This window comes from Frankia sp. Mgl5, assembly GCF_023242985.1.
Lineage (GTDB): Bacteria > Actinomycetota > Actinomycetes > Frankiales > Frankiaceae > Parafrankia > Parafrankia soli.
Genome location: NZ_JALKFY010000617.1, coordinates 27,398 through 43,366 on the forward strand (window position 1 = coordinate 27,398; position 15,969 = coordinate 43,366).

The 15,969-nt window shown below is 70.0% G+C and carries 14 protein-coding genes and 1 pseudogene; 9 read left to right on the top strand and 6 right to left on the bottom strand.

The features are described 5' to 3' along the window. Positions 1 to 528: 528 nt before the first annotated feature. Together MXD62_RS15775 and MXD62_RS15780 are read left to right on the top strand one after the other, a co-directional pair. On the top strand, positions 529 to 1,041 hold the full coding sequence (locus tag MXD62_RS15775; protein ID WP_248830009.1) for a PH domain-containing protein: 513 nt from the start codon (positions 529 to 531) through the stop codon (positions 1,039 to 1,041). A gap of 224 nt (positions 1,042 to 1,265) precedes the next feature. Then, positions 1,266 to 2,123: an acyl-CoA thioesterase II gene (locus MXD62_RS15780; RefSeq protein ID WP_248830010.1), complete on the top strand. Its 858-nt coding sequence runs from the start codon at positions 1,266 to 1,268 to the stop codon at positions 2,121 to 2,123. A 28-nt stretch (positions 2,124 to 2,151) separates the two neighbouring features. Here MXD62_RS15780 and MXD62_RS15785 read toward each other — a convergent pair whose 3' ends face one another. The 4 genes from MXD62_RS15785 to MXD62_RS15800 all read right to left on the bottom strand — a co-directional run bounded on the left by MXD62_RS15785 (position 2,152) and on the right by MXD62_RS15800 (position 5,770). Further along, positions 2,152 to 2,715, bottom strand: a complete 564-nt coding sequence (locus MXD62_RS15785; RefSeq protein WP_020459127.1) for a dihydrofolate reductase family protein — start codon at positions 2,713 to 2,715, stop codon at positions 2,152 to 2,154. A 270-nt stretch (positions 2,716 to 2,985) separates the two neighbouring features. After that, complete coding sequence (locus MXD62_RS15790; protein WP_248830011.1) at positions 2,986 to 3,987, bottom strand: NAD-dependent epimerase/dehydratase family protein; 1,002 nt, start codon at positions 3,985 to 3,987, stop codon at positions 2,986 to 2,988. Positions 3,988 to 4,069: 82 nt separating this feature from the next. Then, positions 4,070 to 4,759 (bottom strand): HAD family hydrolase, encoded by a 690-nt coding sequence (locus tag MXD62_RS15795; protein ID WP_248830012.1) that lies wholly within the window; start codon positions 4,757 to 4,759, stop codon positions 4,070 to 4,072. Between the two features lie 129 nt (positions 4,760 to 4,888). Beyond that, positions 4,889 to 5,770, bottom strand: coding sequence for an SAM-dependent methyltransferase (locus MXD62_RS15800; protein WP_248830013.1), 882 nt, complete (start codon positions 5,768 to 5,770; stop codon positions 4,889 to 4,891). Between the two features lie 304 nt (positions 5,771 to 6,074). Here MXD62_RS15800 and MXD62_RS15805 point away from each other — a divergent pair. The 6 genes and pseudogenes from MXD62_RS15805 to MXD62_RS15830 form a co-directional block, all read left to right on the top strand. Continuing rightward, positions 6,075 to 6,488, top strand: a pseudogene (locus MXD62_RS15805) (Fur family transcriptional regulator); the annotation flags it as partial. Positions 6,489 to 6,653: 165 nt separating this feature from the next. After that, on the top strand, positions 6,654 to 8,885 hold the full coding sequence (gene katG / locus MXD62_RS15810) for a catalase/peroxidase HPI (RefSeq protein WP_248830014.1): 2,232 nt from the start codon (positions 6,654 to 6,656) through the stop codon (positions 8,883 to 8,885). Positions 8,886 to 9,010: 125 nt separating this feature from the next. Then, complete coding sequence (locus tag MXD62_RS15815; RefSeq protein ID WP_248830015.1) at positions 9,011 to 9,472, top strand: SRPBCC family protein; 462 nt, start codon at positions 9,011 to 9,013, stop codon at positions 9,470 to 9,472. Then, positions 9,469 to 9,909: an ArsR/SmtB family transcription factor gene (locus tag MXD62_RS15820; RefSeq protein WP_368862407.1), complete on the top strand. Its 441-nt coding sequence runs from the start codon at positions 9,469 to 9,471 to the stop codon at positions 9,907 to 9,909. The genes MXD62_RS15815 and MXD62_RS15820 overlap by 4 nt, the downstream gene beginning before the upstream one ends. 56 nt (positions 9,910 to 9,965) lie before the next feature. Next, the gene (locus MXD62_RS15825) at positions 9,966 to 10,619 is read left to right on the top strand and encodes a DUF1361 domain-containing protein (RefSeq protein WP_248830017.1); all 654 of its coding nucleotides are present in this window, start codon (positions 9,966 to 9,968) and stop codon (positions 10,617 to 10,619) included. Positions 10,620 to 11,004: 385 nt separating this feature from the next. After that, on the top strand, positions 11,005 to 12,039 hold the full coding sequence (locus MXD62_RS15830; RefSeq protein WP_248830018.1) for a dihydrodipicolinate reductase: 1,035 nt from the start codon (positions 11,005 to 11,007) through the stop codon (positions 12,037 to 12,039). 122 nt (positions 12,040 to 12,161) lie between these two features. On the opposite strand, the gene MXD62_RS15835 is transcribed toward MXD62_RS15830, so the two are convergent. Then, positions 12,162 to 13,760, bottom strand: a complete 1,599-nt coding sequence (locus MXD62_RS15835) for an MFS transporter (RefSeq protein ID WP_248830019.1) — start codon at positions 13,758 to 13,760, stop codon at positions 12,162 to 12,164. Between the two features lie 155 nt (positions 13,761 to 13,915). On the opposite strand from MXD62_RS15835, the gene MXD62_RS15840 reads away from it, so the two are divergent. Then, positions 13,916 to 14,596 (top strand): TetR/AcrR family transcriptional regulator, encoded by a 681-nt coding sequence (locus MXD62_RS15840; RefSeq protein WP_248830020.1) that lies wholly within the window; start codon positions 13,916 to 13,918, stop codon positions 14,594 to 14,596. A gap of 98 nt (positions 14,597 to 14,694) precedes the next feature. On the opposite strand, the gene MXD62_RS15845 is transcribed toward MXD62_RS15840, so the two are convergent. After that, the gene (locus tag MXD62_RS15845) at positions 14,695 to 15,750 is read right to left on the bottom strand and encodes an LLM class flavin-dependent oxidoreductase (RefSeq protein ID WP_248830021.1); all 1,056 of its coding nucleotides are present in this window, start codon (positions 15,748 to 15,750) and stop codon (positions 14,695 to 14,697) included. Positions 15,751 to 15,969 lie beyond the last annotated feature (219 nt).

Below are 15,969 nucleotides of genomic sequence, written 5' to 3' on the forward strand. Positions count from 1 at the left end.
GGTACGACCGTGGCTGGTGGCGCCGGTACGGCGGTTGGCGGGCCGACCGTGGGCGGTACGACCGTGGCTGGTGGCGCTGGTACCGGTGGTACGGCGGTTGGCGGGCCGACCGTGGGCGGTACGACCGTGGCTGGTACCGGTGGTACGGCGGTGGGTGGGCCGACCGTGGGCGGTACGACCGTGGCCGATGGCGGCGGCGGTACCGCGGTTGGCGGGGCGACTGTGGGTGGTACGACTGTCGCCGGCTGAAAATCGCGTGGATGATTGAGACCGCGCTGACCAACGGCCCTCCCTCCGCCTCTGCCGGCGTCAAGCAGGCAGTGGGCGGGGGAGGGCCCGTCGGCGTGATGCGGGCTCGGCATCAGCCGTCGGGGTGCCCCTGAGAGACACCGCGCGCCGACGTTTTTCGCGGCCAACGCCGATCTTCTGGGGACTGGTGAAGAAGTCGAACTGAAAACCGATCCTTGTCAGGGTTGCCGCGCAGCTAAACATGAGACCGTACGTCGAGGGAAACCCGGGGGGGTCGGCGTGCGGAACTATAGATACCTGGCTGCGGATGAGCAGACAATTGTTCAGATTCGACTGCACTGGGTGGTAATCGCCCGGTTGGTTCTCGGCACGGCGGCCATCCTCGTCGGTGTCCTGGCCCTCTCCATCTACTCGAGGGCCCATGGCACGGGTGCCGGTTTCCTGCTCACGCTGCTGTGGTGGGTCGCGCTGGCCGCGGTCGTACGACTGCTGTGGCGCCTGCTCGACTGGCACCGCACCAACCTGCTGATCACGAGCTCGCGGATGATCAAAGTTTCCGGGATCATCTCCTTGCGGGTCCAGAGCATCCCGCTGTCGAAGATCACGGACATCTCGTACACCCTGGATCCCAACGGCCGGGTGCTTGGCTACGGCAAGTTCGCGATGGAGACCGAAGGGGACCACGCGAGCGAGCTGGAGAAAATCGATCACGTTCCCCGGCCCGACCGGTTTTACCTGCTGCTCTGCAACAGCATTTTCGGGGGTTCCCCCGAGCCGGCCGCGGGCGACTGACCGTCCGGCCATCGGCTCCTGTCGGCCCCGGGCCCGGGGTGGAATCGGCGGCAGGCGGCACGGAGCACGGCGTAGCCTCGCACGGTGTCCCTGATCCCGCCGTTTCGGCTGGTGGCAGCCCTGTCCGCGAACCCGGCCGTCGAGCGGCGCACCGCCGTGACGCTGGCGAGCCGCGCGCCGCGCCGGTGCGCGACGTCCGACCTGGTGTCTGGCGGCGGACGTCGATGACCGAACGCAAGCCCGACTTCGCGGACCTGCTGATGTTGGAGTCCGTGGACCGCGACATCTTCCGTGGTCTGTGCCATGACGGGGCGCCGATGCGCGCGTTCGGCGGGCAGGTCGCGGCGCAGGCCCAGGTGGCCGCCGGCCGGACCGTCGAGCCCGACCGGCGGATGCATTCGCTGCACGGCTATTTCCTCCGCCCCGGCCGCACCGACGCACCGATCGTGTATCTCGTCGAGCGCATCCGGGACGGTCGGTCGTTCACGACGCGCCGCGTCAGCGCGGTGCAGGACGGGGAGACCATCTTCTCGATGTCCGCGTCGTTCCAGCGACCGCGCGAAGCCGACGAGACGCACCGGCTGCGTGCTCCGGACGTGCCCGGGCCGGAGACGTTGCCCCGGTGGTGGGGGCCGATCGAGGAGGCCCCCGAGTATCGGCCGTTCCTGCTGATCGACGTCCGCTCGACGACGGGCCCTCTCGGGGGCGCCGAAGCCCGGCAGGCCGCCGCCGCGGCAGGATCGGTCGACGGGATGCCACGGCAGAGTGTCTGGGTACGGGTCGACCAGGTGCTGCCGGACGATCCGCTGCTGCACGTCTGCGCGCTGACGTACCTCTCCGACCTGACCCTGGCCAGCACTGCGCGCCTGCCCTACAACGGCCTGCCGGGGCGGCTCGACATCGTCTCCCTCGACCACGTGATGTGGTTCCACCGGCCGTTCCGCGCGGACGACTGGCTGCTGTTCGCGCAGGACAGCCCGAGCGCCGACAGCGGGAGAGGCCTCTCCCGGGGCATGTTCTTCACCCGGGACGGCCTGCTCGTCGCCTCCGCCATCCAGGAGGCCGGCCTGTTCCGCCGCTGAGGCCCGCCCGCCGCCGGTGGGCGCCGGGTCAGCGGACGACCTCGAACACCTGCTTCTGGACACCGTTCGGGTAGGCGTCGCATTCGACCAGTTTCAGCATGGTCTTGTCCTTGTCGGCCTCGCTGAACAGCCGCTTTCCCGCGCCGAGCAGCACCGGGAACACCAGCAGGTGGTAACGGTCGACCAGCCCTGCGTCGGCGAGGCTCTTTCCCAGCGTCGCGCTGCCGTGCACCGCGATCGGGCCGCCTTCGGTCTCCTTCAGCTTCGCGACGTCGTCGACGGAACGCAGGATCGTCGCCGGCCACCGCGAGTCGTCCTCGGTGAGCGTGCTGGACACGACGTACCGCGGCATCGCGTTGTAGCCGGCGAAGTCGTCCATCGTCGGCCAGACCGGGGCGAAGGCCTCGTAGCTGGTCCGTCCCAGGAGCAGTGCCGTGGTCTCCTCCTGCTCCCGGCCCTTGATCTCGTAGGCGGCGGGGTCGAAGTCGATGTCCTTGAAGGTCCAGCCGGTGTTGCGGTACTCCGCCTCCCCGCCCGGCGCTTCCATGACTCCGTCGACGGACACGAAAGCGGTCACGATCAGTGTGCGCATCCTGAACTCTCCTCAGCCATGTCGTGGACGTCCCGCTCCGCCTCGCTCGTGGCCGTGCCGTCCACCCCGGTGTGTGCTCTGGTTGGACCGACCCGGCGCACGGAACTCATCGGTGCCGAGCCACAGCATGACGACGGGCGCCCGGGACAACTCCGTCCCGTGGCCGTGGCGGGCGGACCCAGGTTCCCGCGGCCCGCTTTGGACGGAGCCGCACCCGCAACCTTGCCTTCGCTACCCGGAACGCGCCAGACCGGGGCCGGCCCCCTACCGTCAGCGGCCGGTCTGGTGCTGTTGCTCGAGGTAGAACTTCGCGGCCGCGCGGACGGCATCCGGTGTGGGGGACGGATCCCAGCCGAGTTCCCGGGTGGCCTTGCTGTGGTCGAGCGGCGGCATGAAGTGCATGAGACGGGTGCTGACGCTGTTCATCACGACGTCGCGGCGCAGCACGCGGCCCGCCACGTCACCGAGGCGGCCGACGGCCTTCATCACGGGCAGCGGGATCCCGAGGCGCGGCGGCTTCGCGCCGCCCGCCTCGGCCGCCGTCGTGACCAGTTCCTTCCAGGTCATGTACCGTTCGCTGATGATGTACCGCTCGCCGACCCGGCCCTTCTCCGCGGCCAGCAGGAACGCGCGGGCGGCGTCGGAGATGCCCACTACCTCCATCGCCGCGTTGCCGAAGTAGACCGGCAGTCTGCCTTTCGCCGCGTCGGACACCAGGCGGCCGTGCGGGGAGCCGTGGTCGGGTGCGCCATAGGTCGTCGACACGCACATGACGATTCCCGGCAGCCCGCGTTCCCGGCAGTAGTCCAGGACGAGGTTCTCGGCGGCGACGCGTGCCTGGATGTATGGCCCGCCGAGGTGCGCCCAGGTGTGCGGAGCGCTCTCGTTGGCCGGGCGGCCGTCCGGCGAGAGGCCGATCGTGCCGACGGTGCTGCAGAACACGAAGCGCCGCACCTGGGCTTCGAGCGCCGCGTCCAGTGCGTGCCGCAGGCCGTCGACGTTCGTCGCGAACAGCGGCGCCGGATCGCGCAGCCAGGCCCGGGTGTCGACGATGCAGTAGTACACGGTGTCGACGCCGTGCATCGCCTCGCGGATCGCCGCGTCGTCGACCAGCTCGCCATAGCAACGTCGCACCGGTAAGTCGTCGAAAGCCCGCGTGGAGCTGGATCGGCGAATCCACACGCGGACGTCGTCACCGCGCTCCGCGAGCTGCCGTGTGACGTGCGAACCGAGGAAACCGCTCGCTCCCATGACCAGGTGTGTGCCGACCATGAAATGACCACCCTTCCGCATTCCTCGGGCCCATTTCCCCTGGGCCCATTGCCTTTCCTGGGCCCATTGTCGCCGCGGCGCGCTACCGGCGCGCCTGTTGCAGCAGCGGGAGCGCTTCGGTGAGGGCACCGACCTCCGCGATCGAGGTCAGGTCGGCGGGGCGGGGCCGTCCTGACCGGTTGACCCAGATGGTGGGGATGCCCAGCGCGTGGGCGCCGGCGACGTCGGAGGTCAGCGAGTCGCCGATGTGGAGCACGGTGTCCGGGGGCAGCCCGAGTAGTCGCGTCGCGGTCTGGAAGATGGCCGGGTGCGGTTTGTAGCAGCGGGCGTCCTCGCTGGTGACCAGCAGGTCGAACGGCAGCTGGTGATGGTCGATCGCGGTGCGCAGATCCGCCCGGTCGATGTTGGACACGACGCATACCGGCAGGTCGAGCGCGTCCAGGAAGGCCCTGCTGTCGGCGCAGAGTTTCGGCTGGCGCCAGAGGTCGAACTGTGGCGTGCACAGCACGTACGGGTCGGCGGTGGAGCCGAAGTGTCGTAGTACGCGGGCCAGCGACGAAAGGGTGATGTCCCGCTGGGTGCGGAACGCCTCCGCGATGCTTCTGCCCGTCTCCTCCTGGAACACCTGTCGCCAGTGGGCGCCGACCTCCGCGGCGGTCAGGTCAGGTCGTCCGGTGGCGGTGGCACGGACCTGTTCGCAGATGATCTCGATGGTGTGGTCGTCTTCGGCCACGACGGTGCCGTAGAAGTCGAGCAGGATTGCGCGCAGCACGCCCGTATCGTCACGTACGGGCGGCGGCGCGTCTGTCTGTTGGGTACATCGGGCTGTAGGGCACGTTGGGCTGTCGGTCGCGTCGGGCTGCGTGAATCCGGCGCGGCTGTGTCTCGGTCGACGAGCGCGTCAGGCCGTCCTGTGGCCGATGCCGACCCGGATCACGGTGGATTCGGGCTCGTTCGCCCGCCACTGCGTCGCGAGGACGACGCCGGGGTCGAGGAGCTCCCAGCCGTCGAAGAACCGGGTGATCTGATCCGCTGTCCGCGCGTGGAAACTGCCGGTGGACGCCTCCCGCATCAGGGCGTGCGCCGCCGCCAGATCCTCGGCCGGTACGTCGCCGGACGGTGCGTCGGTCGCGGGGATCGGATGGGTGAGGACGAAGTAGCTGCCGGGGGGCATCGCATCCGTCAGGGTGCGCACGATGGCGTACGGATCGTCCTCGTCGGGAATGCAGTGCATGACCGCGATGAGCATCAGGGCGATCGGCTGGGTGAAGTCGAGGGTCTCGGCGGCCTTGGCGAGGATCTCGGCCGGCTGGCGGACATCGCCGTGCACGTAGGCCGTGCGGCCCTCGGGGCTGCTGGTGAGCAGCGCCCGGGCGTGCGCGAGCACGATCGGGTCGTTGTCGGCGTAGACGATCCGGGAGTCCGGAGCGGCGCGCTGGGCCACCTCGTGGGTGTTGTCGGCCGCGGGCAGGCCCGTGCCGATGTCGAGGAACTGGCGGATGCCGTGCTCGGTGGCGAGCAGGTTCACGGCGCGGCGCAGGAAAGAGCGGTTTGCGCGGACGCTCTCGATGACCGTGGGCATCGCGGCCATGACCGCCTCCGCCACTTTCCGGTCGGCCGCGAAGTTGTTCTTCCCGCCGAGCCAGTGGTCGTAGACCCGGGCGATGTGGGCGACGTCGGTGCGCAGGTCGACGGGCTCACCGTTGAAGCCCTGGACCGTGCCGCTGGTCGTGACCGACTTGAAGTCCCACGACCTGTCTCCGGGGAAACCGCTCTCGGCCAATTACTCTCGGTCCTTCCAACATCCGTCGGGGCATCGCGCTGGACACCGCTGATCGGTACTCCGGGCGGGGACGGTGGCGTCAGACAGCCGAATACTACGCATTCGAGACGAACTGGGGCGCATCGTGGCATCCGGCGGCTCGGGTCACCACAAACGCCCAGCTCAGAGGCTCGCGCACCCGCTTCGAGCCCACGGTGCCGGGGCCAGGGTCCTGTAGCGGGGAGCATATCGGGAGCTTGGAGTGGTGTCCTGGTTACTTTCTGGTTTTCTTGACTGGTTCCAGAAAACGGGTGACCATGTGGTGGTGGCCACGGCGGAGGAGTTTCAGCGGATGTTGCGCGGGGCCGCGCTGCGCGTCACCCGTCCGCGGGTGGCGGTGCTGACGGCGGTCTACGCGCATCCGCACGCGGACACCGACTCGATCGTCGGTTCCGTGCGCGAGGAGCTTCCTGAGGTGTCCCACCAGGCGGTGTACGACTCGCTGCGGGTTCTCACGACGGCCGGCCTGGTCCGGCGTATCCAGCCGGCCGGCTCGGTGGCCCGTTACGAGTCGCGGGTGGGGGACAACCACCATCACGTCGTGTGCCGGTCCTGCCGTGCCATCGCCGATGTCGACTGCGCGGTCGGCTCGGCGCCCTGCCTGGCCGCGTCCGACGACCGCGGCTTCTCGATAGACGAGGCCGAGGTCTTCTACTGGGGCCGGTGCCCCGACTGCTCCCCGCCGGCGACGCCTGACCGCCCCCGAGCCGCCCCTGACCCGCCCCTGACTCCTTCCGATCTGTCCCTACCCGCTCCCGATCCGACCCCCATCCCTCCCGACCGTTCCTGATCCGTTCCTGTCCGCTTTCGATCCGCTGCTGATCCGCCAACGACGGAGGATCCTGTGTCCGAGAATCACGAGACAGTTGTTTCCGAACTGAACGAGGAAAGCGGTGGCGGCTGCCCGGTCGCGCATGAGCGGGCCCCGCATCCCACCCAGGGCGGCGGGAACCGCGGTTGGTGGCCGAACCGGCTCAACCTGAAGATCCTCGCCAAGAATCCCGCGGTGGCCAATCCGCTCGGTGAGGAGTTCGACTACGCCGCGGCGTTCCGGACGCTCGACCTCCCCGCCGTCAAGCGGGACATCGCGCAGGTGCTGACGACGTCGCAGGACTGGTGGCCGGCCGACTACGGTCACTACGGCCCGTTCATGATCAGGATGGCGTGGCACAGCGCGGGTACCTACCGCATCAGCGACGGCCGTGGTGGCGGCGGCGCCGGGCAGCAGCGTTTCGCGCCGCTCAACAGCTGGCCGGACAACGGGAACCTGGACAAGGCGCGCCGCCTGCTGTGGCCGGTGAAGAAGAAGTACGGCCAGGCGCTCTCCTGGGCAGACCTGATGATTCTCGCCGGCAACGTCGCCCTGGAATCGATGGGTTTCACGACCTTCGGCTTCGCCGGTGGCCGCGAGGACGTCTGGGAGCCGGACGAGGACGTCTACTGGGGTCCGGAGACCACCTGGCTCGGCGACGAGCGCTACACCGGTGACCGGGAGCTCGAGAATCCGCTCGGGGCGGTCCAGATGGGCCTCATCTACGTCAACCCGGAGGGCCCGAACGGCACCCCGGACCCGCTGGCCGCGGCCCGCGACATCCGCGAGACGTTCCGCCGCATGGCGATGGACGACGAGGAGACGGTGGCGCTCATCGCCGGCGGCCACACGTTCGGCAAGACCCACGGCGCGGGCGACCCGGACAACGTCGGCCCGGAGCCCGAAGGTGCCCCCCTCGAGGCGCAGGGCCTCGGCTGGAAGAACGCCTTCGGCACCGGCAAGGGCGCGGACGCGATCACCAGCGGGCTCGAGGGCGCCTGGACTCCCACCCCGGTGAGCTGGGACAACAGCTTCTTCGAGACGCTTTTCGGCTACGAGTGGGCGCTGACGAAGAGCCCGGCCGGGGCCTACCAGTGGAAGCCGAAGGACGGTGCCGGCGCCGGCACCGTCCCCGATGCCCACGACGCGGCGAAGAGCCACGCCCCGACGATGCTGACGACCGACCTCGCCCTGCGGTTCGACCCGGTCTACGAGCTCATCTCGCGGCGGTTCCTGGAGCACCCGGACCAGCTCGCGGACGCGTTCGCCCGGGCGTGGTTCAAGCTGACCCACCGTGACATGGGGCCGGTCGCGCGCTACCTCGGCCCGGAGGTCCCGGCCGAGACGCTGCTGTGGCAGGACCCGGTGCCGGCGGTGGACCACGAGCTCGTCGACGCCGCGGACGTCGCCGCGCTGAAGGCCCGGGTCCTCGCCTCGGGCCTGTCGGTCTCCCAGCTGGTCGCGACCGCGTGGGCGTCGGCCTCGACGTTCCGTGGCGGTGACAAGCGCGGCGGTGCCAACGGCGCGCGCCTGCGCCTCGAGCCGCAGCGCGGCTGGGAGGTCAACGAGCCGGACCGGCTGGCGGCGGTGCTGGGGACGCTGACCGGCATCCAGGAGGAGTTCAACGCCGGCCGGACCGACGGCAGGCGGGTCTCGCTCGCCGACCTGATCGTGCTCGCCGGTGGTGCCGCCGTCGAGCAGGCCGCCCGCGGCGCCGGGTTCGACGTCGAGGTCCCGTTCACGCCGGGACGGACCGACGCGTCCCAGGAGCTGACCGACGTCGAGTCGTTCGCGGCGCTCGAACCGGCCGCCGACGGGTTCCGTAACTACCTCGGGAAGGGCCAGCGCCTGCCGGCCGAGTACCTGCTCGTCGACCGGGCGAACCTGCTGACCCTGAGCGCCCCGGAGCTGACGGTCCTCGTCGGCGGCCTGCGGGTGCTGGGGGCGAACTTCCGGCAGTCACCGCTGGGGGTCCTCACCGCGACGCCCGGGGTGTTGACCAACGACTTCTTCGCCAACCTGCTCGACCTGGGCACGACGTGGCGCCCGAGCGGCGAGGACGACAACGTCTTCGAGGGCCGCGACGCCGCCACGGGCGAGCTGACCTGGACCGGCAGCCGCGTCGACCTCGTCTTCGGCTCGAACTCCGAGCTGCGTGCGCTCGCGGAGGTGTACGCGAGCGACGACGCGCGGGAGAAGTTCGTACGCGACTTCGTCGCGGCCTGGGTCAAGGTGATGAACCTCGACCGCTACGACCTCGCCTGATCCCACCGCCTGGGTGGCCCCGCCGGGCCACCCGGGCGGCCGTCGAGGCGAGAAGCAACCGATGGTTGCTGGATTTCGCCCTGCCGGGTAACCTGACGAGCAACCAAACGTTGCAGGAGGATGTCATGGAACTCGGCACAATCGAGCGGGAGATCTACGTCGAGGCGGCGCCCGAGATCGTCTTCGAGGTGGTGAGCAGCCCCGACCACCTCAGGCAGTGGTGGCCGGACGACGCCCGCTACGAGCCGACGCCCGGCTCGACGGGGCAGATCGTCTTCGGTGACTGCAATGCCGGCGGGACGGCGGTGGCGTTCACCGTCGTCGACGCCCGACCGCCGCGGACGTTCTCGTTCCGCTGGACGCACCCGGCCGGCGAGGCCGCGGTGGAGGGCAACTCGCTTCTGGTCACCTTCGAGCTGACCCCGTCGGGCGCCGGGACGGTGCTCCGGATGACCGAGACCGGCTTCCGCGAGATGGGCTGGGAGGTCGCCGTCCTCGAGCAGCAGTACCAGGAGCACGTCACCGGCTGGGACTTCTACCTGCCGCGGCTCGCGCCGTACGTCGCGACGCTTCAGCTGCGGCCATGAGAACCGCCGTGGCCGAGAATGTCGACGACGACCTCTGGTCCGCGATCGGGGACCCGACCCGACGCCGGATGCTCGACCTGCTGCTCAGCGAGGGCCACGGCACCGCGACCACGCTGAGCCAGCGGCTGCCGGTCACCCGCCAGGCGGTGGCCAAGCACCTCGTCGTCCTCGACCGGGTCGGCCTCGTCCACGCGACCCCGGCGGGCCGGGAGAAGCAGTATCGGGTGGACGGCGCCCAGCTCGCCCGCGCGGTGGCCCAGCTGTCGTCCGTCGGGTCGGAGTGGGATGCCCGACTACAGCGGATCAGGCACATCGCCGAGTCGATCCAGCGCACCCAACGCGCCGTCGTCTTCGAGGATCATGAGGACGACCCTGCTCACCAGACAGGGGACATGCTCCGTCCGGGCCATGCCAGGGAGGATAACGAGCACCGGTAGCCCGCGGCGGCCGTGAAAGCGGCCGCTCGGGTGCGCCTGATACGCACAATGCAACCATGGGTGTGCTGGAAGTGGTGGCGCCGAGTCTGGCTGAGGTCGTCCGCGGCAACGCGCGGTGGATGATGTGGAACACCCTGCTGGCCTGGGCTCCGGTCGTCCTGGCCTGCGGACTGTTCCTGGGTGGCGCCGACCGGCATCCGCCGCGTTCGCCCCTGTGGTGGGCCGGGCTCGTGCTGTTCGCGCTGTTCCTGCCCAACGCCCCGTATGTTGTGACCGACCTCGTCCATCTACGGGACGATGTGTTGGTGGCGGGCGGCGACGGCCCCGTGGTGACCGCGGTGCTGCCTGTCTACGCGGTGTTCATCGGGTCGGGTTTCCTCGCCTATTACCTGTCACTGGCCGGCCTGCGCCGGTATCTCGGCCGCGTAGGCCGGGCGGAGTGGCAAGGCCGGGTCACCGTGGCGGCACACGCCCTGTGCGCCGTCGGGATCTTCCTGGGGCGGTGGGCCCGGCTGAACAGCTGGGAACCGGTCGTCGACCCGCACGGCGCGTTCGAGCGGATCGTCCTCCAGTTGTCCTGGAACTGGGCGCCGATCCTGATCCTGGCCACCTTTCTGGTGGTCTGGATCGGCCATTTCGTGACCAGGGCGGTGGCCGGAGCCGCCTGGGACGCCGCCCTGCGCGGAGCCCGCCTGCTGCGCGCCCTGTGACCTGTCGGCTGGCGAGACGACGACGCCCGGGCCGGGTGAATCCGGCTCGGGCGTCGTCGATTGTCAGGAAGCGGACCGCCGCGTCGCGCAGGGGGACGCGGCCGTGTATCACGCGTACAGCATTATCCCGATCGCGAGACCGATCACCGTCCCGGCGATCGCCACGATTGTCGCCTGACCGGTCTGGTCAGCCGATGGTTGGCGGGTACGCACCCTGCGGGGCAGCCTGGCCAGTTGGCATTGTGCCTGGCCCGCGGCCCTGGCGTGGACGACCGGCATGCCGTGATCGTGCCGCTCAGCCACGTTCGGCGCAGGGCCTGTTCTGACACCATGAGGGCCGGTGTTCCCGCCGCAGCCTGGCACCCTTCGAGAAGGAGACGACCGAATGGTCAACCCGTCGCGCCCCGTACGTGTCGTTCAGTGGTGCACCGGTCGTATCGGCCAGATCTCCATTCGTCATTTCGCGGCCAACTCCGCGTTCGAGCTGGTCGGTGTCTACACGACTTCCGCGGCGAAGGACGGTGCGGACGCGGGCGATCTCGCCGGGATCGCCCCGCTCGGCGTCACAGCGACCACGGACAAGGGGAAGCTCCTCGCCATCGACGCCGACTGCGTGCACTACGCGCCGTTACGGCCCGACCTTGACGACCTCGAGGCCCTCCTGCGTTCCGGGAAGAACGTCGTCACACCCCTGGGCTTCACGTTCCCGCGACCGAACGACGAGCAGACGATCCGGCTACAGGCGGCCTGCCGGGCGGGCGGGACCAGCTTCCACGCCGGTGGCATCCACCCGGGTTTCGTCGGTGACATCTTCGCGCTCGTCGGTTCCCGGCTGCACAGCCGCCTCGACCAGGTGGTCGTGACCGAGGTGGTCGACTTCAGCGGCGCTCCGGCGAGCGAGATGCTCACAGCCTTCGGGTTCGGGCGGGACCCGGACGAGGCCCATCGGACGCACCGGCTCGCCCTGGACGCGTACAGCCAGTCCATCGGCCTGCTGGCCGCAGGCCTCGGCCTTACGGTCGACCGGTACGAGTGTGGCCTCACGGTTGCCGTCAGCGACGAGGACCTCGTCGTCGCCTCGGGGGTCATCCCGACCGGCAAGGTGGCGGGAATGTGCCGGCGCTGGGAAGCGGTCGTCGACGGGCGTTCCGCGATCGTCTTCCAATCGAAGTGGAAGATGGCGGACGATCTCACTCCGGAGATCGTGAACGGCGCGAGTCGGTACATCGTCGAGTTCTTCGGCGAGCCGGCCACCACGTTCACGATCGAAGCGAATCCGTCCGGCGGGTCGGCCCATCCCGGCCAGACCTGGACCGCGATGTCAGTCGTCAACATGATCCACGACGTCGTCGCGGCCCCACCCGGCATTCAGACGCACCTTGACCTTCCGCTGGGAAGATCGCGCGGCCTGTTCCACTGACAGCTGCCCACCCTGGCGACGAGCCCCGTTCCGGGGCCGTCGCCAGGCGACAGGGGCGTGTCCAGGATCCGGTCAGGCCGACCGGATGCTGGACACGGCACACGGCGATCAGATCGTGAACATCAGTGCACGACGACGGGGGTTCCGCCGCTACTGTCGCCGCGCCGGACCAGGAGGGCCAGCCCGGCCGCGACGAGCGTCGCGATGCCGGCGACGACGAGGGAGACGTGCAGGCCGGTCATGAAGGCCGCGTGGCTGCCCGCGGTCACGGCGGCCTGGACGGATTCCGGCGCGCCGGTCACCTGGGGCGCTACTCCCTGGCTGATGAGCTGCTCCGAGTCGGTCAGCCGGTTGGCGACCTCGACGGGGGTGCCGGCGCCGGTCAGCTTGTCGACCATGACCGATGCCACGCGGCTGCTGAGCACCGAGCCCAGGACGGCCGTCCCGACGACCCCGCCGAGCTGCAACGCCGTGGTCTGCAGGCCACCGGCGACCCCGGCGTCGTCGACCGGGGCGTTGCCGACGATCGCCTCCGCGCTGGCCGTGATGACCAGGCCCATCCCGATGCCGAGCATCAGCAGCGACGGCCACAGCGCGTTGAAGCTGGAGCCGGGCTCGAGCCCGGTCAACAGGAGCAGTGCCGTCCCGGACAGCACCAGACCGATCACCATCGGCGGGCGGGGCCCGAACCGCTCGGTGGCGCTGCCTGCGATCGGTGACATGATCATCATTGCCAGGGTCAGCGGCAGAATGCGGACACCGGTCTCGATCGGCGAGGTGTCCTGGACGTTCTGCAGGAACAGCGTGACGAAGAACAGCACACCGAACAGCGCGAAGAAGTTGATGACGAGAACAGCGCTGCCCACCGAGATCGACCGGTTGCCGAAGAGCCGCATCGGCAGCAGGGGAGCGGCCACCCGGGTCTCGATCACCGTGAACAGCACCAGTACGGCCAGCCCGGCGAAGACGCAGGCGAGCGTCTTCGGGTCTGTCCAGCCCCAGGTTGACGCCTTGATCAGGCCGAACACGAGGCCGACCAGGCCGCCGGACAGGGTGATGATGCCGGGGATGTCGTGGCGCTGCCCGGTGCTCTCGCTGCGGGACTCACGCAGCACCGCCAGGCCCACGGCTAGCGCGATCGCGCCCATCGGCACGTTGATGTAGAAGACCGACTCCCAGCTCACGTGCTCGACCAGCAGGCCACCGATGATCGGTCCGCCGGCGATCGAGATGGACGACGCGCCGCTCCAGATGCCGATCGCCCGGTTCAGCTCCTTGGGTGGGAACGCGCCGCGCAGGATGGCCAGCGTGTTCGGCATCAGCATGGCTCCGAACACGCCCTGGAGCGCCCGGAGCGCGATGATCCCGACGATGTCCCCGACCAGGCCGATGGCCAGTGAGGTGAGCCCGAACCCGACCACGCCGATCAGAAAGATCAGCTTGCGGCCGTACCGGTCGCCGAGCTTGCCGCCGAACACCAGCAGGGCGGCCAGGGCGAGCAGGTAGGAGTTCGTGATCCACTGCAGGTCGGTCAGCGAGGCACCGAGATCCTCGGCGATGCGCGGGTTCGCGATCGAGACGACCGTCCCGTCCAGGCCGACCATGATCACACCGAGGGCGACGCTCGCCAGCGTCCACCAGGGATTACCCCGCCGGCCGCCGGTGCCCTCCGCTGGCGCGGACCGCGTCCGCTGATCGTCGGCGATGACGGGCTGTGACATTGCGGAAATCCTTTCGCCGGGCAAGCGGGCGGTCGTGACGATTGGTGTAAACGGAGGAGATATTCCGGATAACCTTAGCAGGTTAAGTGGAGAGATGCCTCCGTATATAAAGGTAGGCTCGTCACATGGACAGTGCGCGACGCGGCGGAAACCGTGTGGCGACGGCTGGGCGAGCCGGGAAGATAGTCCCCGCGCTGCGGGTCGACGCGGAGCGTAACCGCGAACGCATTCTGCAGGCTGCCGAAGAAGTCTTCGCGGAACGCGGTATCGACGTCGGTCTGGAGGAGATCGCCCGCCGGGCCGGGGTCGGGATCGCCACGCTCTACCGCCGCTTCCCGACCCGCGCCGACCTGCTCGAGGCGAGCTTCGAAGGAAAGATCCGCGAGTACCTGGTGGCCGTGGGCCGGGCGCTGGAAAACCCGAGCGCGTGGGCGGGTTTCCGGCAGCTCGTCGAGTACCTGTGCGGCGCTCAGGCGTCCAACGCGGGCCTGCGCGATCTGATCACCCTGCGGTTCCCGTCGTCCAGCGTGGTCGAGGAACTCAAGGCACAGACACACGCCGGCCTGGAGGAGCTCATCGCGCGGGCCCAGCGGGAGGGCTCGCTACGGCCCGATTTCGTCGCCGCCGACATCGGCATCCTGCTGCTCGCGAACGCCGGCCTGGTCACCGCGACCCATGACGCGGCGCCCGACGCGTGGCGCCGCTTCACCGCCTACCTGCTCGACGCCTTCCGTGCCGAGGGCACGGCGCGAACCGATCCCATACCGGTCGCGCCCACCCCGGATCAGATCGAGCGCTCCGTGCAGAGCATGGTCACGACCGTCCGGCGCGGCTAGGAGGCCCGGCCCGGCCCGGAGCCCTGCCCGGCGTGGCGCGGGCGCGGCTCGGGCGCAGGACGGCTCGAGGGCGGCCTGGGCGTGGCGCGGCGCTCGGGTCAGGCCGCCTGGCGCCAGGCTTCGGCCAGCGCGGCGAAGCTGCCCTGGCGGCGGGCCCGGTCCAGGCTCGGCGTGACGATGACGATCTCGTCGACCTGGGCCTGCTGCTTCATCTCCAGCAGCCGCTCGGCCACGGCCTTCGGCTCGCCGGTCACCATCCGGCCGTCGTCGGGGCGGCGGGCGGCCCGGAACCGCTCCGAACGGGCATAGCCGCGGATGTCCTCCGGCCGCAGCGGCTCGCGCACCCCGCGGCTGATGTTCTGGATGGTGAGGGTCCAGGCCGCCTCGAAGTCGAGCGTGGCCTCCTCGTCCTCACTGGCGAAGGCGAGCACGGACATCGCGGAGTACGGCTGCGTGCCCTCGGCCCGCGGGGTGAACTCGCGCCGGTAGGCCCGCAGCGCGTCGAACGCCAGCTCAGGGCTCATGTGGTGGGCGAACACCGCGCTCATGCCGTTGACGGCGGCGAACCGGGGGCCATACGGGCTCGAACCCAGGACGAACATCTCCGGGCGCTCGTCGATCACCGGCGCGGCCACCAGCTGCGCGTAGGGATGACCGGACGGGAAACCGTCACCGAGGAACGCCAGGAGCTCGCCGACCTGCCCGGGGAACTCCGCGCCCGCGTCGGCGGACGCCCCGCGGCGCAGCACGTGCGCGGTCAGCGGGTCGGTTCCCGGCGCCCGGCCGAGCGCGAGATCGACCCGCCCCGGGTACATCGCCAGCAGTGTCCGGAACGTCTCGGCGACCTTCATCGGCGCGTGATTGGGCAACATGATCCCGGCCGCGCCGACCCTGATCCGGGACGTCCGCGCCCCGACATGCGCGGTCAGCAGCTCGGGGGAGCTGCACGCCAGGCTGGTCATGTTGTGATGTTCGGAGACCCAGTACCGCCGGTACCCGGCCGTCTCGGCGGTGCGGGCGACGTCCACCGCCCCGGCGATCGCCGCGCTCGGACTCTCGCCGTGCTCGATCCCCACGAAGTCGAGCACCGCCAGCGGAAGCGAACCCTCAACGACATCCACCTCAGGGTCAATGTCCCCGCCGTCCACGGGCATTCCCTCGTCAGTCGCGAACGTCGTCAGTCGTGGATGTCGTCAGTCACGGACGCGCCGTCCGCAGGCCCGCCCCCGCGACGAATGATCCCGGCCCGGCCCGGCCGAGTTGACAGGGGCGTGGGCCTGACGGGTCATGGATGCTGGAGACGGCAGGCGCGGTCGTCGGTGAACTGGTTGGCCGGGCAGCGGGGCGGGCACACGACGAACCGGGTGGTGGGT

Excerpts from the sequence above, each read along its gene's own strand:
- MXD62_RS15815 (WP_248830015.1), top strand. The coding sequence starts at position 9,011 with ATGGAACTCGGCACAATCGAGCGGGAGATCTACGTCGAGGCGGCGCCC.
- MXD62_RS15820 (WP_368862407.1), top strand. The coding sequence starts at position 9,469 with ATGAGAACCGCCGTGGCCGAGAATGTCGACGACGACCTCTGGTCCGCG.
- MXD62_RS15780 (WP_248830010.1), top strand. The coding sequence starts at position 1,266 with ATGACCGAACGCAAGCCCGACTTCGCGGACCTGCTGATGTTGGAGTCC.
- MXD62_RS15785 (WP_020459127.1), bottom strand. The coding sequence starts at position 2,715 with ATGCGCACACTGATCGTGACCGCTTTCGTGTCCGTCGACGGAGTCATG.
- MXD62_RS15830 (WP_248830018.1), top strand. The coding sequence starts at position 11,005 with ATGGTCAACCCGTCGCGCCCCGTACGTGTCGTTCAGTGGTGCACCGGT.
- MXD62_RS15845 (WP_248830021.1), bottom strand. The coding sequence starts at position 15,750 with ATGCCCGTGGACGGCGGGGACATTGACCCTGAGGTGGATGTCGTTGAG.
- MXD62_RS15835 (WP_248830019.1), bottom strand. The coding sequence starts at position 13,760 with ATGTCACAGCCCGTCATCGCCGACGATCAGCGGACGCGGTCCGCGCCA.
- MXD62_RS15790 (WP_248830011.1), bottom strand. The coding sequence starts at position 3,987 with ATGGTCGGCACACACCTGGTCATGGGAGCGAGCGGTTTCCTCGGTTCG.
- MXD62_RS15825 (WP_248830017.1), top strand. The coding sequence starts at position 9,966 with ATGGGTGTGCTGGAAGTGGTGGCGCCGAGTCTGGCTGAGGTCGTCCGC.